9 protein-coding genes are annotated in these 24,587 nt (G+C 50.8%); 6 read left to right on the top strand and 3 right to left on the bottom strand.

The genetic code is table 11. The annotated features are described in order from the left end of the window. Positions 1 to 25: 25 nt before the first annotated feature. Positions 26 to 940, top strand: coding sequence for an SPFH domain-containing protein (locus GC128_RS13875; RefSeq protein WP_064557085.1), 915 nt, complete (start codon positions 26 to 28; stop codon positions 938 to 940). Next, on the top strand, positions 937 to 1,389 hold the full coding sequence (locus GC128_RS13870; protein ID WP_151994797.1) for an NfeD family protein: 453 nt from the start codon (positions 937 to 939) through the stop codon (positions 1,387 to 1,389). Before GC128_RS13875 ends, GC128_RS13870 begins: the two co-directional genes overlap by 4 nt. A gap of 60 nt (positions 1,390 to 1,449) precedes the next feature. Here the strand turns inward: GC128_RS13870 and cueR are convergent, their stop codons facing one another. The 3 genes from cueR to GC128_RS13855 all read right to left on the bottom strand — a co-directional run bounded on the left by cueR (position 1,450) and on the right by GC128_RS13855 (position 16,368). After that, complete coding sequence (cueR, locus tag GC128_RS13865; protein ID WP_151994796.1) at positions 1,450 to 1,851, bottom strand: Cu(I)-responsive transcriptional regulator; 402 nt, start codon at positions 1,849 to 1,851, stop codon at positions 1,450 to 1,452. Between the two features lie 158 nt (positions 1,852 to 2,009). Then, a complete protein-coding gene (locus GC128_RS13860) occupies positions 2,010 to 11,489 on the bottom strand; it encodes an autotransporter outer membrane beta-barrel domain-containing protein (protein ID WP_151994795.1) in 9,480 nt (3,159 codons plus the stop codon). Between the two features lie 316 nt (positions 11,490 to 11,805). Then, on the bottom strand, positions 11,806 to 16,368 hold the full coding sequence (locus GC128_RS13855) for a C2 family cysteine protease (protein ID WP_151994794.1): 4,563 nt from the start codon (positions 16,366 to 16,368) through the stop codon (positions 11,806 to 11,808). A 576-nt stretch (positions 16,369 to 16,944) separates the two neighbouring features. On the opposite strand from GC128_RS13855, the gene GC128_RS13850 reads away from it, so the two are divergent. The 4 genes from GC128_RS13850 to copA all read left to right on the top strand — a co-directional run bounded on the left by GC128_RS13850 (position 16,945) and on the right by copA (position 24,554). Then, entirely contained in the window at positions 16,945 to 19,113 is a 2,169-nt protein-coding gene (locus GC128_RS13850; RefSeq protein ID WP_151994793.1) for a type I secretion system permease/ATPase, read from the top strand. Then, positions 19,110 to 20,507 carry an HlyD family type I secretion periplasmic adaptor subunit gene (locus tag GC128_RS13845; protein ID WP_151994792.1) on the top strand — a complete coding sequence of 466 codons (1,398 nt, stop codon included), beginning with the start codon at positions 19,110 to 19,112 and terminating at the stop codon, positions 20,505 to 20,507. Before GC128_RS13850 ends, GC128_RS13845 begins: the two co-directional genes overlap by 4 nt. Continuing rightward, positions 20,497 to 21,942: a TolC family protein gene (locus GC128_RS13840; RefSeq protein ID WP_151994791.1), complete on the top strand. Its 1,446-nt coding sequence runs from the start codon at positions 20,497 to 20,499 to the stop codon at positions 21,940 to 21,942. The genes GC128_RS13845 and GC128_RS13840 overlap by 11 nt, the downstream gene beginning before the upstream one ends. A gap of 104 nt (positions 21,943 to 22,046) precedes the next feature. After that, on the top strand, positions 22,047 to 24,554 hold the full coding sequence (gene copA / locus GC128_RS13835) for a copper-exporting P-type ATPase CopA (RefSeq protein ID WP_151994790.1): 2,508 nt from the start codon (positions 22,047 to 22,049) through the stop codon (positions 24,552 to 24,554). Positions 24,555 to 24,587 lie beyond the last annotated feature (33 nt).

Here is a 24,587-nt window from a genome sequence, read left to right as displayed (position 1 = left end):
CAAATAAACAATGGAGGTTTTTTTGATGCTAATCGTCATTCCCGTACTGATCCTCGTCGCGCTGATTATCGTCGGCGCCGGGGTAAAAATCGTGCCGCAGGGCTACCAATGGACCGTGGAGCGCTTCGGTCGTTACACAAAAACCCTGATGCCGGGCTTAAGCCTTGTGGTGCCATTTATGGACCGTATTGGCCGCAAAATCAATATGATGGAGCAAGTCCTCGACATCCCTTCTCAGGAAATTATCTCTAAAGATAACGCCAACGTCGCCATCGACGCGGTGTGCTTTATTCAGGTCGTTGACGCCCCTCGCGCGGCATATGAAGTCAGTAATCTTGAGCTGGCTATCATGAACCTCACCATGACTAACATCCGTACCGTGCTCGGTTCAATGGAGCTCGATGAAATGCTCTCGCAGCGTGACAACATCAACACACGCCTGCTGCATATCGTTGATGAAGCCACCAATCCATGGGGCATAAAAATCACTCGTATTGAGATTCGTGACGTTCGCCCACCGGCTGAACTGATTGACGCGATGAATGCGCAGATGAAAGCTGAACGTACCAAGCGTGCGTACATTCTCGAAGCTGAAGGTATTCGTCAGGCGGAAATCGTCAAAGCCGAAGGGGATAAGCAGTCAAAAATCCTGAAAGCCGAAGGTGAGCGCCAGTCAGCATTCTTACAGGCAGAAGCCCGTGAACGTAGTGCGGAAGCAGAAGCAGCGGCGACAAAAATGGTTTCTGAAGCTATTGCTGCTGGTGATATCCAGGCGATTAACTACTTCGTTGCGCAGAAATATACCGACGCGCTGCAACAGATTGGTTCGGCCAATAACAGCAAAGTGGTGCTTATGCCGCTTGATGCCACAAGCCTGATGGGCTCGATTGCCGGTATTAGCGAACTTATCGCGCAAAGCGGTACCGAGCGTAAAAGATGATTGCCCTGCTATTTACCCATGCGCATATCTTCTGGCTAACGCTGGGTGGCCTGCTGCTGGCGGCTGAAATGCTTGGTGCCAGTGGTTATCTGCTGTGGAGCGGTGTTGCGGCTGTACTCACAGGTTTATTGGTGTGGATGGTGCCGCTGGGCTGGGAATGGCAAGGCGTTTGCTTTGCCGTACTCACACTGGTTGCCGCTTTTCTGTGGTGGCGCTGGTTGTCGACACGTAAACAGCAAGAACCGGGCGAAGTACTCAATCAACGCGGCCACCAGCTTATTGGCAGGCGTTTGCGTTTGGAAACCGCGTTAGTTAATGGCCGCGGCCATGTCCGGGTAGCCGATAGCTCATGGCCGGTGATGGCAGATAGCGATTTGGCAGCAGGCACCGATATTGTAGTGGTCGCCGTTGAAGGGATTACGTTGAAGGTGAAGGCCGTTCAAGCGTGAGTTATCAGATGGCGCTACGCTAATCTGACCTACAGAAAACCAGGATTGCGTAGCGACTAATTACTGGCGATGGCAGCAACCCGAGAGGTTATCGATAATCGGGCAATCTGCGTTTTCGTCCCCTGGGCAAGATTCGGCAAGCGCCAGCAGTTGTTGGCGCATCGCCTGAAGCTCAGTGATATGTTTTTCAATATCCGCCACTTTTTGTAGCGTGCGGGTTTTCACATCCGCACTGTGTCGCGCCGGGTCGTTAAACAAATTGACCAGCTCGCGACACTCTTCAAGATTAAACCCCACCTGCCGTGCCTGGCGCAGCAAGGTCAGCTCATCAAGATGCTTTTGCGAATAGCTACGGTAGCCGTTTTCAGAACGAAGCGGTGCTGTCACCAGCCCCTTTTCCTCATAAAAACGAATCGCTTTGCTAGTTAAACCGGTCCTTTTCGCTACATCGCTGATGTTCATGTTTCCTCCGGGAGGTTCATTTCAATGATGCTATCCCCAAACCATTCGAGTTGCAGGAAGGCGGCAAGGGGGTTTATCCCCAGGAGCTTACTAAAGTAAGTGACTGGGGTAAACTCACGCAGCTAACACACCTGCGGCTCGAAGGGGGACGGGGATAGTCAGAAGCGGATCTTCATACCCACCGACGCTGATACATCAGATGACACGGAAGTATCACCACCGCCATCCCATGTTTTCCCGATTTCAGTATAGCCCTGCACATCCGCAGTCACTGCCCATGTGGTGCCGACGGCGACTTCGGTAGTCTGGAAGCGCTGGTTGGCATTGATATCCGTTGCTGCGGCGTTATTCGCCGTATTCTTCCAGGTCACGGTGTCCTGCCCATCAGAAAGTTCCTGCCAGTAGTTGACGCGAACATACGGTTTCACTTTGCCGTAGTTAGTGTCGTAATCCGCCGCAAGGCGAACCCCGAGGCGACCAATGACAGAACCGTCAGCATTAACCGAGACTTTGGTTTTGCCACGATCCTTGAGTGTTACGTCATCAAAATCACTATATTGGTAGATAAGTTGCGCCTGCGGTTCAATCAGCCAGTTACTGTCACCCAGTTGCCACGGTTTACCCACTTCGACAGATGCCGTAAATGAGTTGCCATCAGGATTGTAAGTCTCACGGTCATACATATTCTTCAAATCAACCGAGTGGTATCCGTACTGCAAAACATTATCGACATACAAGCCGTTGGTATCAGTCCAGGTTCCGTAGCCACCAAGGTAAGACGAGAAAGTAGAGTTATACGCGTCGCCGCCACTCATCCCGGTTATGCCACTGATTGAGCTATCGGTATCCATAAAGGTGGTGTACAAACCCGCACGCCACTTATCGTTCTGCCAGAGATCAAGCCCCATCTGCATGCCATTGTAGTTGGTGCTACTTTGCGATTGAGTTGGGTCATCATGTTTCTGATCGACCGACTTCACGATGTAACGCGCCCAGAAACGCCCTTCCTGATCTTCAGGCACATCGGCCTTGTACGGTTGTTCATCGCCCACACGCTGGTGAAGTGTGCCGAGCACCGTAAGATCAGCCTGGCGGATGATCGCGGCCAGCGTATCAAACCCTGGAACATCCGGACGATAGCCCGCGCGCAAGAACCAGTCCTCACCCGCTCCCTGAGCATTTCCGGCAAACAATTGGTATTCCCATGCTCCGGCAGTCAGGATATCGCCGCCGATGTTAAAGGCATCTTTAGTGGTCTGTGCGGTGGTGGTTGCGCCATTAATGGCGTCAACAACCAAAATACCATCACCCGTAGTGGGCTCACCCAACTGGCTAACATCAATATCCAAAAGCGTGCTGCCAGAAGCGGTGCCACCATTGATAACCAGACGGTCAGCAACACCTGGGCTGTGCTGTTGCGCAGCGATTTTCAACGTGCCATCGACACCCACATAGTTACCATTCACCGTGAGTGTTGAACCCACATCGCCGCCACGCAGATTAATGGTTCCCTGGTTAACCAGATTGGCGACCGACTGGCTGTAGCCGCCTGTATCCAGAGTGGCCCCACTGCTGACAATATGGCTGGATTTCTGGCTGAAGCGGTTCTCGCCCGACGCAAGCAAAGTCCCTTTTTCGACAAGAGTAATCCCGCTCCAGGTATTGCTACCGTTGAGAATAGTGGTGCCACTACCTTGCTGCCAGACTCGCCCGCTGCCGGAGATATCGCCGTTTACAGTGAAGGTGTCGGCCCGGTTAATCGCAAGAGTGGCGTTATCGACAATATTGCCGCCAACATTTCCTGCCGTTCCACCGTTGCCCAATTGCAGCACACCATCACTAATGGTGGTAAGTCCTGCAAAACTGCTGTCCTGGGTGAGCGTCAAAGTGCCTTTACCCAGCTTGGTGAAGTTGCCATTGCCGGTTACTGCACTTAACAGCGAAACCGAGTTGCCGTTGGTATCGATAGCCCCGCCGACGCCAGAAAGCGTTACCTGGCGTGCCGTATCAAAAGCGGCTCCGTAGCGCAATGTGCCGCCACTCAGGCCAATTCCGGTTCCCGCAGCGCCTAGGTTGCTGTCAGAAGAAACCTGCAACACGCCGCCGCTCACCTGCGTTCCTCCCTGGTATTGGTTATTACCATTGAGAATCAAGGTGCCGAGATCGGCTTTGTTGATGCCCCCTTCGCCGTCGATGATCGAGTTGATAGTCGCGGTGTAGCCCGCGCTCGGCGCGGTGCCATCACCTACGCGAATCACGGTATTGGCGGTATGCGTGGTGAGGTTATCACCGCCAACGACGTAACCGTCGGTGGCAAACTGCGCGCCGCTAATTGCGACTTCGCCCAGGCTTGTATCTATCGTGACATTACCCGCAGTGCCGCCAAATACCGCGAATGAACCATCGCTAAACGGTGTATTAAAACGTCCGTCCGGGGTAGTGACGTCTGTCGTCCAGTTGTCATTACCGCTGCCGCTTTGCCAGATACCGTTGCCGCCGTCGATCTCGCCGTTGTTTTTCAGCGCTCCACCCGTACCGCCGAATCCATCCCAGAAGCGCATCACATAGCCGGTGCGGTTAACCAGATTGACCTGGCCTGCAATTGAGGTTTGAACATAGAGATCGTCTGCTGCCGGAGGTGCGGAGCCGATATCCAGAATATTGTCGGTCAACGCGCCGGTATAATTGAAGACACGATAAACCCCGACATCAAAGCTACCGCCCGGAGTCTGCGTGATATTCAGTTTGCCGTTAAGGTTGAGATCGCCATTGATGTTGATCAGATCGTTAAGCGCGCCGCCAACGGTGTAAGGCTGTCCGAACTGGAAGTCGACTTGGGAATTTTGGTTGAGTGTTAATGGGCCCATCGTCAGCACACCAACGCTTGAAAGGTCCTGTCCTGCGGCCAGGTGCCCGCCGTCATCAACAACTACGCTGCCACCCAACACGCCAGCACCACCGAGTGTTGCGCCATTATTGACGGTGGTTTTACCCGTCGCAGCCACTTGATTACCGTTGATCAACAACACGCCTTGCTGTGCGGTGGTACTGCCGGTCCAGGAGTTATTGGCGGTGAGATTCAGGGTGCCCGTTCCCGTTTTCACCAGGCTTCCAGCCCCGTCGATGATTCCACTGATAGTGTCATTGCGCCCTAACGCACCTTCAATCAGAGTTGCAGCACCTAATGCAACGTTACCCGCACCTGATAGGGAACCCACTGATGTGCTCGCCAAAGCAGCGCTGATATCCACTAAACCACCCGCAAGGTTTGAAATCACCGCCCCTGCGCCCTGCGCATTGTCGGCAAAAAGAACCTTGCCGCTGTTGGCCACAGTCGCGGAACCGGCATCTGCACTGCTTTGCAGCGCGAGTGTTGAGCTGGCGTCAACGGTCACATTAGCGTTATCACCGTGGCTTTCATCGGTAAACGTCGCCTGACCACCGTTTGTCAGCTTGATGATGCCTTGCCCTGCTCCCGCAGTATCGTTAAACGCCAGAGTTGCATTGTCGACTGCAAAGGTATGCGCTTGCGCAGAGGCTGAGTTATTGAGATTTAATAACGCACGACTGGACAGAGAAATCTGGCTGTCCGCCCGACCAAATACACCAGTGGTATTGGCATTGACGGTCAACTGCCCGTTATTGTTGTTACCGACAATATTGGTATCACCCTGATAGATATTTTGCCGGTTCATTTCGAGGAAGCTACTGTCGCTACCGCCAGAAGTGTCGTAGACCTTGAGCGCCCCATCACCACCAATCAGCCCTGCTGGAGTGAAGGTATGACCGTAGAGGTCAAAGGTACCGCCAGTTGCACCATCAAGATAAATATTGCGGTTAGCAGTGAAATCCGCACCGGCCTGTAGCGCCGAACCATTTCTGATTGTCACCGATGTACCAGGATCGCCAAGGCTTGCGTCTTCAGAAACCTGGACCGTGCCGCCCCAGATCTCCACGCCGCCGCTGAAATCATTAGTTCCATTGAGGATCAAGCGGCCCGGATCGGTTTTCAGCATCCGAACCACTCCTTCGTCTAACTCGTCCTGCACCAGATCGGTATTGATCGTCGCCGTTGTATTCTCGCCTGCCGTACCCACGCGGATAACGAAGTAACTATCAGCCGCTGTTTCCCCTTCGTCCTGGAAACGGTTTTGCGGCGTCGGGGCCGTAGTATTGAATGCATCTGTGACGGTGCTGATGTAATGCAGTTTCGCAATTTGGTTAAGCGGCTCCAGTACATAGCCATCTGTCAGAAACTGCATACCGGAGGTAATCACACGCCCATTGTCGTCGCTAAGAGTGACAGTACCCGCATCACCTGCGAAAACAGCGAATGCAGTTTGCGCCCATGGTGCGTTGCCAACCCCATTTTGCTGTGTCCAGTTGTTGGTATCGCCAAAGCGTTTCGCACGCCAGACGCCATTCCCACCATTAACTTGCGAATTACCACCAATACCATTGGTGCCATGGTTTACAACCGCGCCACCATCCCAGAACTGCAATTGGGATGCGGGATTCCGGTAATTTAAAATCAGGTTTACCTGATTTGGCAGTGCCGTCTGAATACGATAATTTCCGCCATCGTTAGTCGGCAGTGAACCAATATCCATAATGTGATTGGTCAACTGCCCGTTGTAGTTAAACAGCCGATAGACACCAGGAACAAAAGCGCCACCAGGTGACAGCGAAACGTTAACGACACCATCAAGAGTCAGATCGCCGCCCACCGCAACTAAGTCGTTAAGCGAACCACCCGGTATATAAGGCTGGCCCAGCTCAAACTCGCTGTTGGTGGTGCTCGCCAACGTCAAATCGCCATTAATCGTCAGCTTGCCGACGCCGCTATCTCCCGGTGTCAGCGTGGTGTTGTCTTCAAATACAACATCACCACCAAGTGTGCCATTGCCGCCTAATGTGGTGTTAGAGTGAACGGTGGTAAGCCCAGTTGCCTGGCTTTGATTACCGTTGACCAGCAATGTGCCTTGATTAACTTCTGTCACCCCTTTCCAGGCGTTGGCACCACCGAGGCGCGTAATCCCCAGGCCATCTTGATGGAACGCCCCGATCCCCGAAATCACACCGTTAAGGGCAATGTTGTCAGAACGGTCAATCGTCAAAATGCCATCATCGGTGATATTGGTGGTTTCAGACACGCTACCTACGGTGCCACCGTTACCCAATGCCAGTTCCGCCCCCGAGCCAATATAAGTGTTTCCGGTGTAAGTACTGTTGCCAAGCAGCGTAGTTTTGCCAGCATTGATACGTTCCATGCCACCGCTGCCACTGATAACTCCGGTATAAATCTGATCGCTTGCACCATCAAATGACAGCAAACTCGTCGCCCCCAAAGTGGCGACATTGTAGTTATGGATTGTGGCATCATCAGGCGTGGCAGCACTTATGCCGCTGCGTAACGTCGCGCCATTGTTAATGTTGATGGTCTGCGCACCGGAGAGCTCCAGGTTGTCGACAACACGCGCATCGGTAGCATCGCCATCTAAGGTTAACGAACTCCAGCCAGTGCCAACATTGGTGCCCTTCGTGAGGTCATCAGCGTTAAAGGTGCCGATTAAAGCCGGAGCGGCGCCCTGATGAGTGCCGTTAAGCGTTAAGGCATTATTGGTGCCACCTTCACTTAAAATATGCGTGACGCTGGCAAGCGAAACATCACCAAGAGTTGCGCTATCGTTGCCATCTGCCGCCGTAAACGTGACACCACCTGCAAAGGTTCCCGCAGTCCAACTGAATACGTCATTGCCACTGCCAAGCGTGATTTCCCCACGGGTATTGGCTCCCGCACCGCTTAATGCAACCGTATCATTGCCGCTGCCGGTCAAAATCGCCTGCGCGCCGGTATTGGCCGCCAGCAGTGAACCGCTGTTATTGACCGTCGTATTTCCAAGTCCCGATGCATCAATCACGGGAGCACCTGCACCAAGACTTGTGATATTGCCAGTATTGGTAATTGTCCGACTGGAGCCCAATACGCCATCAGTCGCGACAATCGCAGACCCCGCCCCCGCCGCCATATTGATAGTGGCACCGGAACTCACATTACCGGCCGTTCTTGCCAGAATACCGACACTGCCAGCCCCCGTACCATTGATGGTATAACCATTATCAATGGTGAGATTCCCGGTTGTGGGAGCCCCATTTGCATCCATAAAGGCGAAGCCCTGGCCGTTACCGGAGATATTCAGCGTGTTGTTAGTGCCTGCGGCGTTAAACGTTACCGCCGTGCGAATCGCCGGGCCATTTGAGGCATTAATAGTTACGCCATTAAGGTTGATATTCGAGGTGTCAGCATTGTTATTAATCCCTGCACCACTGCCAGAAATGTCGATAACGGTATTACTTGCGCTAAATGATGCCGCTCCGGTATCCATCCGCACACCATCGGCCCCACCTGATGCCGTTATGTGGTTACCCGTCCCGTTGACTGTCAGGTTAGCGCCAGCACCAATAAGCTGAACGGCGGCAAGTCCGCCAGAGGCATTGACGTTGCCAAGGGTGTTCACTACCGCATTCGCCCCGCCGACGCGCACACCGACATTCCCGCTGCCCACCGCACCGCTGACACTAATCAGATTGTTGTTAGTCAGTGCGCCATTGTTTTGAATATCGACGCCAATATTATTGGTGCCTGAGACAGTCACCGGTGCAGCTACCGTCGCCTTGCCGTTGTCATGCAAAATGATCCCGGTACTGTTGGTGCCATTTAACGAAATACCGTTACCACTGAGATTCAACTCACCCGCATGGGAAACGTTATAGCCAACAATCCCGCTTTGCCCAGCGCTGCTTGTGACGGAAGCGTTGGATGTCACCAGCGTTTGCAATTCGTCAGTATCAATCGTACCGTCGATATTGTAATTACGCCCATCAATCAACACGGCGGTTGTATTGTTATGCTGCAACACAATGCCGCCATCGCTAATATTGCCGACCGCGCCTCCAGTGACTTTCACCCCGACCGCATTTTCACCATTCACAAATATTTTGGCGGTCCCAGTGGTGAGTGAAGTCTTGGTTCCGGTTGTTTCATCCACGCCGTTGGCAATAATCCCGGTGGCGTTATCACCAGACACGGTTAACTGATAACTCGCCGCAGCCCCTGTACCGCCAGCAAATACCGCGCCGTGGTCAACGGCAAACAAAATAGAGTCAGCCTGGCCATTATCATTAATAACCGCATTACCTATATTAATCTTCGCCTTATTACCCCAGGCGTAATAACCCATTTGTTTAACGTTTTCGAAAGAGAGCGTTGAAGCAGGGTTAATATCAATTTGCGCATCACCACGCGCATGAACGCCAATCGCCCCCGCTGAAAGCAAGCTTATCGTGGAATTGAGGTTAACCTGGGCATGTTGGGTATTCAGGCCTTCGGCATATACCGCGTAGTTTCGATAGGTATAGGGTTGACCATCGCTCCCACCGGTATCACCCGCCTTACCAACCGTAATGGCACTACCTGCCGTAGTGGTCACCGTAGCGCCTGCTTTTTGTGCCAGCACGTTAATGGCAATGTTGTTGTCACCATCAACATTAATCGCGCCGCTGTGAGTCACGGTTCCCGTATTATCGACAACGTTCAGACCATAGTTTGCCGCAGCGGAACCGTTGGTCAGTTTGCCTAATACGTTAATCGTGCCGGAGTTAGTGACGGCCCCTGTCGCGCCTTCGATGGAGATCCCGGCGGCATTACGGGTATTTTCTTCAAGCGTTATGGTGCCGGTATTGTTAACGTCACCGGCACTTTGCGTGCGAATCCCCGCCGACAGGTCGCCGCCCGTCATCGGAACAGGTGTTGGTGCAGCGGCACTCAGAACCGGTGTCACGCCAAGGTAGATATTACCGGCGTTAGTGAATGTGGCGTTCTGGTCAAGCCAGACCCCGTAACCGCCCGCTTTGCCTTCCAGGTTATTGGCATTGCCAACTAGCGCAATAGTCCCCGTCGCGGCGTTGGTCGCGGTTGTAGTTCCTGATGCGCGCATACCCACCGCATTGTTGGTGGTAGTGTCGGTAATCGCTGCGTTGATGTGCCCATTGTTGGTCAGCGTACTGCTGCCGTTGCCCTGTATCCCCACGCTGCCTGCGTTTGAAACATCCTGATTAGTGCCGTCTTTTTCAATAAACAGGCCCGCATTTAACGTTCCATTATTCACCGCAGTAGCATCCGTCGTCACCATGCCGACAGACTCTGGACTATTGCCGCTACTACGCCAGGCGTTGATCGCGCCATCGTTAGTGATAATTGCGCCATTGTCGGCACGCATCACCGCCGACGCACCGTCAACCGCCAGGCTACCATTGTTGGTGACCAGCCCCGATGCGTTCGCACCCGTGGCATAAATGACGTTTAAGTCCCCGGTCGCCAGGGTCGCGTTGTTGGTGTGAACGCCTTTGTCATCCCAGACGTGATATGTCAGGTTGATGCTGGTGTTTTCTTCTTTAGCGAGCATCCCGTTAATAATCGCATCGTAGGTGTTTTGCGCCTCAACGGAAGAATCAATCACCTCGCCATTCACGGTGGCGCCCGCCGTCAGCCAGTACTGGATTTGCGGCTTCCCGGCGTAAGCATTCGCACCAATCAGGAAATCGTTAACCCCGGCGATATCATTGGATGAATTAATAACGAAGGTTTTATCCAGCAGCCGTACGACCTTATTTCCGACCTGCTCATAGTTGGGCAGCGTGATGGAAAAATCATACTTTGCACTTTGCGCCTCGAGATTTTGTGTATCCGTTAACAGTACAATCGCCGGGCGAAAGTGGATGTAGTTATCCGAACGCCATTCGGTGCTGCTCAGTGCACTGCCACTGCCGTCAGCTTTTGCCAGCACAGAGTTTTTGGTCAACAGGTCGATGGTATTTTCGGCCGCGGCAATAGCGGCATTGGGGTCGCTGGAACCGACATTAATATTCGCCTGACCACCCGTTGAGGCAACGGAAGCAATACCAAAATCATTAAAGATACGGATGGAGTTGGGGTCGTAAACGGGCAATACCATATCGCTGACGGGAGTATCAGCGGCAGAAATAAAACTCGAAGAATCATAAACAGTAATCACCTGATAACTGCCATCAAGCCCTGGCACCGTGACGTTTAGCTCATTGCTTTCTTGCGGGACGGCAGGCGAAGGTGAATAGGTGTATTGCCCGATATTCGCGGACGTTATTGTCGTTGGCGTGCCATTCGAGTCGGTTGAAACAATCGTAATAATGCGGTTGGGATCGGTGCCGGTACCGCCGGGTAGCGCGTTAAGCACCGTAACGCCAGTGCTGTTGCCGTTAGTGCCGGTGGCGATATTAGGTATTGCACCAATAACATTCAGGGTGGTGCCCGCAGCATAATGGTTCGGCAGTACCTGGCCATCAATGGAAAATGCATAACCGGTATTTTTCACGGCATCATAAGGAGGCAGTAATGCATAGTTTGGGTATGCCGCATTCCAGATAACATCAACTGCACTGGCAGCACCAGAATAGCTCCCGGCAAGCATCAACGCTGTCGCTAATAGCTTTCTGCTACCTCGCCCAGTCCTGCTACCTTTTTTCCCTGCCCGAGAAATTTCTGCCACAGCAATAAAACTGTTAGCAACATGGCTCCACACTAAGCGATATATATTATTCATAAGCAGTCTCTGCATAGCCAAAATAAGTAATAACTCGCTGACACATAAAGACAACGACAAACACCTGTCGAAACACTTTGTGTAACAGTAGTACATAGCTGTGCATTGAGAAGTAAATGGAGGAAAAAGTATTACTTAACTAATACTTCCTCACATAATGCTTTGAAAAATTAAAAATATTTTAATATGACATAGGTGAATATTAATACTTTGCAAGTACCGCCGAGGAATTTGTATAAATCAAGAAAATAAACACGCTGAAATAACAGGGTTAAATATCTCCATCCTGAACGGACGGAGATATAAGGTTTAATTATCAGGCATGTGATGCAGCAAGAGGGCTGTTATTCACATTGACTGGTAACGCAGCAGTGGTGAGCGCTGCCGAAGGTGAGGTGTTCATTGCGGCCATCGCGTGAACGAGTTGGCCGGCAGCGTCAGACGCACCATTTGAGTTCACGATAGCAATGCCCGTGTTAGAATTTCCGTGCTGCCACATTTGATCCATTGAGGCTTCAAATGTCCCTTGAACACCGTCATTGCGGAAAGCCCCCCAAGGGTTGGCAAGAATAAAATCATTCGTTACGTCATCAAAACCGATAATCGCAAATGCGTGCCCACCAACAAGATTGGTTTGCCCGGTATCTGCATTTTTTGAGCTCTCCCAACTGGATAGTTGCACAGGTTGACCATTCAGTACCGCAGTTTTCAATAGATCAAAATCTGTGGTATTCCATTTTTCCTCAGTCGTATATAAGGCTCTGAATGTTGTATAGGTGTCACCGGTGATTTCCTTCAGCTTGTCAAAACCAGCAGGAAGACTGGAGTAGTCATTCACTTCATTCAAATAAGTCGCTTCAAAATCAACGACTGCGCGTTCAATAATCGCCCCCCAACTTGAGTTTGCTGAACTTGTGCCGCTACCATCAACATTGCCATCTACGGTGATCCAATGAGGCACACCGTCTTTAAAGAAACGAACACTGTAAGTATCATTCGGATTCTGAACAATCATCGACTTAATGAAATCAGGTGCCGTTTCCACAACTGCCTGAAGCGCGGAAAGAAGCGAACAATCCCCTACTCCCCCCTGCTGGATATCATTAATAGTCGGGCCGCCTTTTGCAAACACCGGGCGCCCATCAACATGATCAGATGAAGAGTTTTTCGGGTCGTTCGCGCCATCAAACCAGGTTGAAATTAACTGGTTAAACTGCGTTACTGACGAGCCAACATTCAGGCTGCCAATTCGCTGCCCATCACCGGTAGCACTCCAGTAAACAGATGCACCATCGGTACCAATTAACCCGTTTAATAACGAGTAGACTGCGGAGTCAGTTCCACAAACTTCGCCAACGTGCTGCACATAATTTTTTATATCGTTGTACTGGCTTTCAGTAAGATCGCCCGTTAATTGGGATGCAAAATCCTTAAGAACGGATTCAATCGTTGTAAAACTAAATACAGAAGCATCGTTGGTGACTGCGTTATGCAGACTATTTTTCAATATCGGGTCATGCACACTGTCAACCAGTGAGAACCCGGTATCCACAGATTTATTAATCAACGCCTTCTGTTCTTCCGACAAAACGCTCTGTTGCTCAATAGTCAGCATTTGGGAAATAGTTAGCAGCTGATCGTTCGTCAATGAAGATAATAATCCAGTCAATTCAGAGAAATGACCTAATGCCCAGATATGTTGATAATCCATTCCTGTAAACGCAACGGGATTAAGGCTATTAAGCTGTGCCGCAGTGAGTGCATTAAAAGCATCCACACTCAGATTGTTAAGGAATGCTGCAGTAAACCCGGATAAATCATTACCAAAGGCTTGCATCTGATTCGCAGTGAAACCTTTAAGCGCTGCCTCAGAGATCCAACCAAGATGCTGCAAAGACTGAATTTGCTCCGCACTTAATGAGGCAATTTGCTGCGCAGTCAGCCCCTGATATTCCGTTTTAGATAATTGCGAAATGGCTGAAACGGGAAGCTGGGAAATATCTAAATACCCAAACTGATCGCTGGTCAGTGCATTCAGATGCGGAGCAACTGCGACTTGTGCTGCCGTTAATGCAGCCAGATGCTGATTATCCCAATGCTTAAAATTGTCAGCCTGAATATGAGTAAACTGATCGGCAGTTATCCCTTTCATCGCCTGCGGATTTAAACTGTTAAACCAGACAGAAGAGAAGAAGTAAAAGTTATAGGTTATCCCGCCAACCTGTTCTGCAGTTAATTGAGAGCGGCGCTCAGCGTCCATTCCATTAAAGGCATCGAGAAAAATCTGCCCCATCTGTTCAGGTGTTATCGCCTGGAATGCTTCGGTCGTCAGGTTGTTGTACCAGGCTGATGAGAAATAGTAAAAGCTCATACGAATATGCGGAATTTGGTCTTTAGAAAAACCTGCTGCCGAGTAAACAGACATACCATTGAGCGACTGTAACGCATTGACCTGTTCGTTACTTAATGTGGAAACCTGTTGGGCTGTAACCCCTGCACGTAACGTCTGGCTCCAGTTTGAAATGACTGACGCTTGCATTTTGGAAAGATCTAATAAGCCAAATTGCGCACTGCTCAGGCCACCGAAGTTATTCATTCCGCCAATTTGTTCTGCGGTAAATGCGTGCAGGTGCTCATTATCCAGAGCCGCAAGTGTTGCAGAAGATATTTGGCTTGTCTGTGTGGGGGTCAGTGCCTGGAATGCTTCAATGCTCAGATTATTTAACCAATCCGCCGAGAACCAATTCATACCGATACTAATGTTTTGAACCTGCTCTGGTGTGAAAGCACTGGCAGTTGCATCAGGCATCCATGAGGTATGAGCCATTGCGTGGATTTGCGCGGGGCTTAAGGTAGAAATCTGAAGTGCGGTTAACCCTTCATATTCCGTTTTGCTTAAACTATTAATGGCTGATTCGGAAAGATGGGCGATATTTAACAGTCCAAACTGTTGGCTATTCAGCGCACTTAAGTGAGTTATTGCAGCAACCTGATCCGCACTTAAATGTGCAAGCACGTTATCACTTAAAGCAGGCATTTGAGCTGCTGTAAATCCACTCATCGCCGCAACCGGCAACAACTCAACGTGTTGCAGAGCGTTAATTTGTTCTGCACTCATTGCCGCGATTTGTTTGGCGGTCAGTCCTACATATTCAATTGAGGTTAAATTAGCGATAACAGAAGTCGGCAACCCAGAGATATTTAACAAACCGAACTGAGTGCTATTCAAATCCTGCAAATTATTCATTGCTGCAACTTGCTCGGCAGTGAATTGGGCAAGCTGATTACCCAAAGCCGCAGTTTGCTCCGCAGTAAGTTTGCTTATAACCGCAGTTGGAAGCCACTGTGCATGTGTCATTGCCTGAATTTGTGCGGTGCTCAGAGAAGCAAACTGATTAAGCGTCAGCCCGGCATATTCAGTTTGTGTCAGGTTCGTAATAGAGGCTGTTGAGAGCCCGGATATATCTAACAAGCCAAATTGGTCGCTAGTCAGAGCATTCAGGTGCGGAGCTACTGCAACTTGGGCTGCCGTTAATGCAGTCAGATGCTCATTATCCCAATGCTTAAAATTGTCAGTCTGAATATGGGCAAGCTGATCGGCAGTTATCCCTTTCATTGCCTGCGGACTTAAACTGTTAAACCACTCTGGTGAGAAGAAGTAAAAGTTGTAGGTAATCCCACCAACCTGAGCCGCTGTTAATTGAGCACGACGTTCAGCGTTCAGCCCATTAAATGCATCAAGAAACATCTGGCCCATGTTTTCAGGTTTGATTGCCTGGAATGCTTCTTTAGTCAGGTGATTGAACCAGCCAGGAGAGAACCAGTAAAAGTTCTGGGTACAATTCTTTATCTGATCTAACGTGAAACCGGCAGCAGCAGTATCCTGCATCCAGGCAGCATGGCCCATTGCGTTTATTTGCGCAGCACTTAAGGAAGAGATTTGCTCGGCTGTCAGTTTTTCATAAGCAGCCTTACTCATTGCGCCAATAGTTGATGTTGAAAGCCTGGAAAGATTCAGTACGGCAAATTTCTCGTTACTTATCGCATCTAGCTGGCCGGCAGTCAGTGCGGAGAATTCATTTTCCGCCAGGTTTTCAAGCGTCGAAACTGACAAGCCTGAAATATTTAGCAGTCCGAATTGTGCACTGCTTAAGGCATCAAGGTGTGCAATGGCACTGACCTGTTCTGCGGATAATGATGAAAGATGAGAGTTATTCAGGCCTCGGAGGTTTTCAGCGGTAATACTGGCAATTTGAGTTTTATCCAACGCGCCGAAGTTCGCACCCGTTATCTCATTAAGGTGGGCGGCAGTAATGGCCTGGAATGCCTGGGTATTAAGATTGTTCAAGAAGGTTGAAGAGAGCCAATAATAAGTTGTGCTCCAACTTGCAACCTGGGTCGCCGTCAATGCAGCGGCATGCGCGCTATCGAGTTTAGACAGATTAGTACTCGTCAGTCCGTTCAATTGAGTGCCCGTTATCGCCTGTAATGCCGGGATACTCAGATTGTTCAACCATGCGTCGGTAAACCAGTAAAAACTGGCCTGTATCGCCGAGACCTGTTCAGGTTTTAAGGCTGATAAATGGTTGGCATCCAGGCCGCAAAGAGTCGTCGGAGTGAATTCCCCCATCTGTTTTTGAGTCAGTGCCTGGATTGCCGTTGTACTGAGGTTATTTAGCCATCCGGCACCAAACCAGTACATGCTGATATTAATGCTCGCAACCATTTCAGGTGTAAATCCGGCCGCTGCAGCGTCTGGCATCCACGAGGTATGATTCATGGCATGAATTTGGTCTGCAGTCATTTTGCTGACAAAATCGGCGGTCAGCAGTTCGTAATCAGATTTGCTCCATGAACCAATTGAATTAAGGTCGGGCATGGGGGGGATATTTTGTATGGAATCAGGCACAGCGTAACCTCTTACCGGAATGGGTAATATTTATTAGAAATGAATAGCCACCTGCAATATAAGTATCGAGGCAGGTAGTTAAAAGTTAATGGCGTACGCATCTTTTAAGTAATTGAAAGAAAAAGATGAGTTCATATAAATATTATCAATCAACATCATTACCAGCAGCTTTTATTTTTGCTGGGAATTTCATCGCAATATATTAAATAGTGACATTTCAAAGTAAGACAATACTTACAAGCACTCACTCGCACTTACCAAAACAAACATTTTTGTGTTTTTTTCTGATCGATTGTCACCAATTAATGAGTGAGAGCTTTAAATAACTAATACTTATTTATCAGTAAAGTTACAAGTGACCCACTACTTCGCAACATGCCTGCGGCATAATATAATTCGCAAATGTCTAATTTTACTTATTTTTTAATAATCATGGCATTTTGACAACCATGAATGCCTGTGATATTTAATCGCGCATATTCTCTACATCCCTCTTATAAATAACTTTGTTAATAAATATGACTCTTTTGTTGTCGGCGGTATCCCATGGATAGTGGTTTTTTCTGTTTGCAGGTCATCGGTGCCTTTCATCAGGTCGCTGTCGACAAAATAAACCTTCAGCATAAATTTGCCGGCCATCTTGAGATATCCCCTGACGGGCAGCCCGTGTTTGGCCAACGAGCAATCTTATTGGCGGCACAGGAGTTAGGGCTTAAAACAAAGGTGGTGCGCCAGGATGCACGCCGAATGGATAAAGCCGCATTACCGGCCGTAGGCCAGAATCGTGACGGGCGTTATTTTATCCTTGGGAAATATGACCCAGGCAGTAAGAATGATAATCATGTCGTCAAGCCTCGTTTGCTTATTCAATATGAAAACTGCCCTCCTGAATTTATTTCCATCGATGAATTGCCCGATATTTGGACAGGCGAAGTTATTTACTTTGCAAGCAAAGTAAATTTCACCGGAACATTAGCTAAATTCGATTTCACCTGGTTTATTCCGGCACTGATTAAATACCGGCGAATTTTAGGGGAAATCATGCTCATTTCCCTAGTGTTGCAGTTAATCGGTTTAGCCACCCCGCTTTTCTTTCAGGTGGTGATGGATAAAGTTTTGGTTAACCATGCCATGAAAACCCTGCATGTGGTTGCCATTGGCCTGGTGGCAGCAAATATCTTTGAAGCTTTATTAAGCGGAATTCGCACTTGGGTATTTGCACATACCAGCAGCAAGCTTGATGTGGAACTCGGTGCACGTCTATTCCGCCATATGCTCAACCTGCCGATTGCTTATTTCCAGAGTCGGCGCGTTGGGGATTCGGTAGCCCGTGTGCGAGAGTTGGAAAATATCCGTTCATTTCTGACAGGCAATGCCATCACAGTCGTACTCGATATTCTTTTCTCGTTCGTCTTCCTCGCCGTAATGTTCAGCTACAGCGTTAAGTTGACACTTATCGTGATTGCATCGATCCCGCTCTATGTTTTTTTATCTCTGGTGTTTACACCAGTGTTGCGCCGTCGGCTAAATGAGAAATTCAATAAATCGGCGGAAAACCAGTCCTTCCTCGTTGAGACCATCAGCAATATCGACACCGTAAAAGCCATGGCCGTTGAGCCACGCTGGGTTAAGAACTGGGATGATCAACTGGCGGGTTATGTTACTTCAGGGCTTTCAGCCACCAATATCTCGACCATCGCCAACGGTGGTATTACGCTTATCAGCAAGCTGGTGACCGCCGCTATCATGTGGATAGGTGCAAGCCTGGTTATCGATAACCAACTGACCGTAGGTGCACTCGTAGCGTTCAATATGCTCTCCGGCCAGGTGTCGCAGCCCATTTTGCGCCTTGCACAGTTATGGAATGATTTTCAGCAGGTCGGCATTTCCATGAGCCGCCTTGGCGATATTTTAAATACTCACCCTGAGGTTGTTGACCAGAAATCACGGTTGCCGCGACTCAACGGCGCAATTGAGTTCGACCAGGTGACTTTCCGTTATCGCCCGGACGCTTCTGAAGTGTTACGCAAAGTGAGCCTGACGATTACCCCCGGCGAAGTGATTGGTATTGTCGGGCGATCCGGTTCAGGAAAAAGCACCCTGACGAAACTGGTACAGCGGCTATACATCCCCGCAAGTGGCCGCGTGCTACTGGACGGGCACGATCTCGCGGTGATAAACACCACGTCGCTCAGGCACCAAATTGGTGTGGTGCAGCAAGAAAACAACCTGTTTAACCGCTCGATTCGCGCCAATATCGCGCTGACTAATCCGACGCTGCCGATTGAAGCAGTAATAGAAGCCGCGAAACTTGCCGGAGCGCATGAGTTTATTTGTGAGTTACCGGAAGGCTACGACACCATGGTCGGCGAGCACGGCACTGGTTTGTCTGGCGGCCAGCGCCAGCGTATTGCCATTGCCCGCGCCTTAATCTCAAACCCACGTATTTTGATTTTTGATGAAGCCACCAGCGCGCTGGATTACGAGTCCGAAAAAATCATTCAGGATAATATGCGCCGTATCTGTGAAGGCCGAACAGTATTGATCATTGCGCATCGCCTCTCTGCGGTGCGTGAAGCCAACCGCATCGTAGTGATGGAGCGCGGAGAGATTGCCGAAGTCGGTCATCATGATGAACTGGTTCAACACGTCGGTGGGATCTACGCGCATTTATATACTCTGCAACAAGGCCCGGTAAGAGAGGCCTGCGTATGAGTCTCAAACTGCGCTACAGCGCCTGGTGCGAATTGATGAAACGCTACCGTTCTCACTTTGCGTTTTTCTGGAAGCAGCGCCACTCACTCACGCCACCGGCTTTGAAAGCAGACGAAGCGGAATTTCTTCCGGCTGCCCTGGCATTACAACTGGCTCCCGTTTCACCAACTGCTCGCTGGACGGCACGCCTGCTTATGGTGTTAATCGTTTTCCTGGTGCTGTGGTCGATATTGGGTAAGGTCGACATTATTGTTTCCGCCAGCGGGAAAATCATTCCCTCGAGTCACGCCAAAACTATTGCCTCTGTAGAAACCGCGCGCGTTGAACATATTTTTGTTACCGATGGGCAAACCGTGCATGCCGGTGAACCACTACTGCTGCTTGATACGCAAATCATCGACCATGAAAAAATGCGTGCGGAAGTTGGCCAGGATAACGCTGCCTTGCAGGTTGCACGCTCGCGTGCCCTGCTGGCATCCATCACCGCTCATCAATTTATTGGACTGAGCGATATAGAGAACATCACGCCAGAAAAGGTCGCTGATGCCCGTCAGCATCTGGCCAGCCAGTGGCTGAACGTAGAAAGCAGACTACGGGATCTGGATGGTGAAATTGCCCGTTACAGCCAGCAATTGCCGATTGTTCGTGAGCGGGCACAAAATTATAAAGATCTGGCCGAAAACCATGACGTGTCGGTCACTTCATGGCAGGAAAAAGAGCAGGACAAAATTGAGCTGGAAGGCAAACTCGCCGATGCGCGCCACCAGCGTGATTCATTCATCGCAGATACTCGTAAGAAAACCGAGGATGAGCTCAATGACGGGTTACGCCAGCAGGCCGAAGCACATCAGGATGTGCAACGAGCCGACGCCCATAAAACTCAACTTCAGCTCACCGCCCCCGTTGACGGCACAGTACAACAATTAGCGGTACATACGGTGGGTGGCGTAGTAACAGCCGCCCAGCCGTTGATGGTCATCGTACCCAAGCAAAATCAGGTTGAGATCGAAGCCATCGTTGAAAACAAAGACATTGGGTTTATTCATAAAGGCCAGCATGCCGCCGTGAAAATCGAGGCATTTGACTACACCAAATACGGCATGATGCAGGGTGAAGTGACTTATGTTTCGCGCGATGCATTGAATGCCGGAACCAGCAATGCAGCCGAAAGCGCACCATCTGGCCATAGCGATAACGCGCAGAAACCACAGAACTCGCAATATGCCATTCATATCAAACTTGACCACAAAACGATGGTTATCGATGGCGAACCCTCGACACTGCGACCGGGCATGAGCGCCTCAATTGAAATAAAAACGGGTAGCCGTCGGGTGATTGAGTACTTCCTCTCCCCTCTGATTCAACACACTCATGAGAGCCTGAATGAACGGTAAAAAGTATTTAGCCTCTGTCTGTCTGTTGGGTTTACTGGTGCTGCCGACTGCCTGGAGTGAGGGGATCAATAATGTGCTCGATGATCCACTTCAGGCCAACCCCGACCAATTACAGGCGGGGGCGACGCTCCCAGATCAGAGCCGAATAAATTGTGCGACATCAGTTGATTTCAGCCAGCCGCTAGCTCTGAACGACGCTGTCGATACCGCTTTGTGCAATAACCCACAAATCCGCGCCACTTGGGCGGAAATTAAGGTGCAAAGCGGCGTGGTAGGTGAAGCCAGAGCCGCTTATTTGCCGACAATTAGTGCTACCGCCAGCCGACTCAGAGACACCAACACCATTCCTGGAAATTCTTTTGAACCCAGCACCACAACCACCAGCCTGGGTAATCAGTATTACGGTTCATTAAACTGGCGATTATTCGATTTCGGTGGCCGCTCAGCCAATCGCGAATCCGCTAATCAGATGCTGCTGGCGGCTATTGCCGGGCACGACGCATCCTTGCAAAAAACGATGGCATCGGTGATTCAGGACTATTTTGAGGCGATGACCAGTGAAGCTGAAATGGAGTCCCGCCAGCAAATAGCCGAGCTTGCCCAACAGACACTCAGTGTGGCAAAACGGCGCGAGGAGAAAGGAGCAACGAGCCAGGATGATACGTTGCAGGCCGCAACCGCACTGGCAAAAGCGCAGCTCAACGCTATACATGCCAGCGGTGATTACCAGAAAAATCTCGCGGTGCTTAAACAGGCGATGGGGATAGATCTCGCTACCGGCATTCACTTACCGGCGCAACCGGATACAGTGATCCCAGCGGATATTCACGATCTCAATCAATGGCTTAAACAGGCGCAAACTCGCCACCCTGCAATTCAGCAAGCCCGCGCAAAGTGGCTCGCCGATAAAGATAAAATCATCCAGGTGCGTTCAGATGGTTTACCGACTATCGATATGACAGCGCATATCTCGCGCAACGGTTTCCCCAATCAGGGGCTGTCGTCTAGCACTGAAACCAGTAAAGAAGTTGGCCTGACGCTTACGGTCCCCCTGTTCGATGGCTTCAGTCGCCATTACAAAATTCTCGAAGCACGGGCACAAGCTGAACAGAGCGAAGCACAGCTTGAAGACACGACCAACCAAATCCTTACCGATGTGGTTAAAGCTTACGCCGACGCCAAAACCGCGCTGGGTGTGCTGACCGTAAGCCAACAACTGCTCGATGCCGCACAAGCGGGGGTCGATTCTTCCCGCCGGCGTTACGAGAAAGATGTGGCAGATATTCTCGAAGTGTTAAATGCCCAGTCTGCGTTAGCGGACGCGCAACAACAGCGAATTCAGGCTATTGCCGAATGGCAATCCGCGCGCTTAGGTTTGCTGGCGAATACCGGGATATTGAGCCAATTGCCGGCAGCGGAAAAAGTGAATGAGTAACAGACGCCAAAACAGTAAAAGAGATATTCCCTCGAGGGAAGCTTGACCTTCCCCTGAGGGGAAGGTTTAAGCTTGCCGTACTGTTAAATAAAAGGAGTCTGAAAATGTCTCACGTTATCGATCTAAACCTTGATGGCCTAACCTGCGGCCATTGCGTTAAACGCGTTAAAGAAAGCCTGGAGCAACGTCCTGACGTTGATACAGCTGAAGTGACGCAAACTCACGCCAGCGTAACCGGAACGGCTTCCGTTGATGAGTTAATCAACACCGTAAAACAAGCCGGGTACGAGGCGACTGCGGCCAGCCACCCAAAGTCTGATCCGCTGACAGAGTCATCAATCCCGTCGGAAGTGCTGACAGCGGACGCATTGAAGCTTCCGACAGCCACCGAAGATGACGACGATAGCCAACAGTTGTTGATCAACGGGATGAGCTGTGCCAGCTGCGTGACCCGGGTACAAAGTGCATTGCAAAATGTCCCTGGTGTCAGCCTGGCGCGGGTAAACCTTGCCGAGCGCAGCGCCCTGATTATGGGCTCTGCCTCTGCCGAATCTTTAGTAAAAGCGGTGGAGAGTGTCGGGTATGGTGCAGAAGCCATCGAAGATGATGCGAAACGCCGTGAACGCCAACAAGAGACCGCCAACGCCGCCGTAAAACGATTCCGCTGGCAGGCGATTCTGGCGCTGGCCGTCGGCATCCCGGTCATGATTTGGGGCATGTTTGGCGACAACATGATGGTCACCGATGACAACCGCTCATTATGGTTGGCAATCGGCCTTGTCACTTTAGGCGTGATGGTGTTCGCCGGTGGGCATTTCTATCGCAGCGCATGGCGCAGTTTGCTCAATAAAACCGCCACCATGGACACGCTGGTGGCGCTGGGAACCGGCGCCGCGTGGATTTATTCCATTACGGTGAATATCTGGCCACAGCACTTCCCTATGGAAGCTCGCCACCTCTATTACGAGGCCAGTGCGATGATTATCGGCCTGATAAACCTTGGGCATATGCTGGAACAACGTGCGCGCCAACGCTCTTCTAAAGCGCTGGAAAGGTTGCTGGACTTAACGCCACCAACGGCGCGAGTTGTCACCGAAGAGGGTGAAAAGACACTACCACTGGCAGAAGTCACCGCAGGCATGATATTGCGTTTAACCACCGGTGACCGCGTGCCGGTCGACGGCGAAATCACCCAGGGCGAAGCCTGGTTTGATGAAGCGATGCTGACCGGTGAACCGGTACCGCAGCAAAAATCCACCGACGAGCCGATTCATGCAGGCACCGTGGTGCAAGACGGCAGCGTATTATTCCGTGCTACCGCAACCGGCAACCACACAACGCTTTCGCGCATTATTCGAATGGTACGCCAGGCGCAAAGCAGCAAGCCTGAAATTGGCCAACTTGCCGATAAAATCTCGGCGGTGTTTGTGCCTGTAGTGGTACTGATTGCTTTGTTTAGCGCCGCAATCTGGTACTTCTTCGGCCCGGCACCTCAAATCGTATATACGCTGGTGATTGCCACGACGGTGCTGATTATTGCCTGTCCTTGTGCGCTCGGTCTGGCAACGCCGATGTCGATTATTTCTGGCGTGGGTCGTGCCGCTGAGTTTGGCGTGTTAGTGCGTGATGCCGATGCCCTGCAACGCGCCAGCACCCTCGATACCATCGTGTTCGATAAAACCGGCACGCTGACCGAAGGCAAGCCGCAGGTTGTCGCCGTCGTGACTTACAACAACTGCTCAGAAGCTGATGCATTAAGACTTGCGGCAGCCCTTGAACAAGGATCAAGCCACCCGCTTGCTCGCGCTATTCTCGATAAAGCCGAAGGGGCTGAGTTACCGCAGGTTAATGCCTTCCGCACCTTACGCGGGTTGGGTGTCAGCGGCGAAACCGAAGGGCATCATTTACTGCTCGGCAACAAAGCACTGCTTGATGAGCAAAACGTGAATACCGGCCCTATGGCTGCTGAAATTGAAGCGCAGGCCAGCCGTGGTGCAACGCCGGTGCTACTGGCGGTCGATGGCAAACTGGTCGCCCTGATCGCCATCCGCGACCCGCTGCGTGCCGACAGTATTAGCGCACTACAACGCTTGCACCGTAACGGCTACCGCCTGGTGATGTTGACCGGCGATAACCCAACCACGGCTAACGCCATTGCCAAAGAAGCAGGTATTGATGAAGTCATCGCGGGCGTATTGCCGGATGGCAAAGCCGAAGCGATTAAAAAGCTGCAACAACAAGGACGACAAGTTGCTATGGTCGGCGATGGTATCAACGATGCGCCAGCGTTAGCCCAGGCTGAAGTGGGTATTGCAATGGGAGGCGGTAGCGATGTTGCTATCGAAACGGCGGCGATTACATTGATGCGTCACAGCCTGGTCGGAGTCGCTGATGCACTGGCAATATCTAAAGCGACTTTGCGTAACATGAAACAGAACTTGGTTGGGGCGTTTATTTACAACACGTTGGGTATCCCAATTGCTGCAGGGATTTTATATCCGCTGACCGGAACGCTGCTTAACCCGGTAGTTGCAGGTGCTGCAATGGCACTGTCATCTATTACTGTGGTCAGTAACGCCAACCGTTTGTTGCGCTTTAAACCGAAAGATTGAATGTCGAATGACGCTGCGATTTGCACCCTGCTC

The organism is Buttiauxella massiliensis (genome assembly GCF_902500225.1).
Taxonomy (GTDB): domain Bacteria; phylum Pseudomonadota; class Gammaproteobacteria; order Enterobacterales; family Enterobacteriaceae; genus Buttiauxella; species Buttiauxella massiliensis.
Note: the sequence above shows the minus strand (reverse complement) of the source record. Positions and strands in the feature narration are given on the sequence as shown.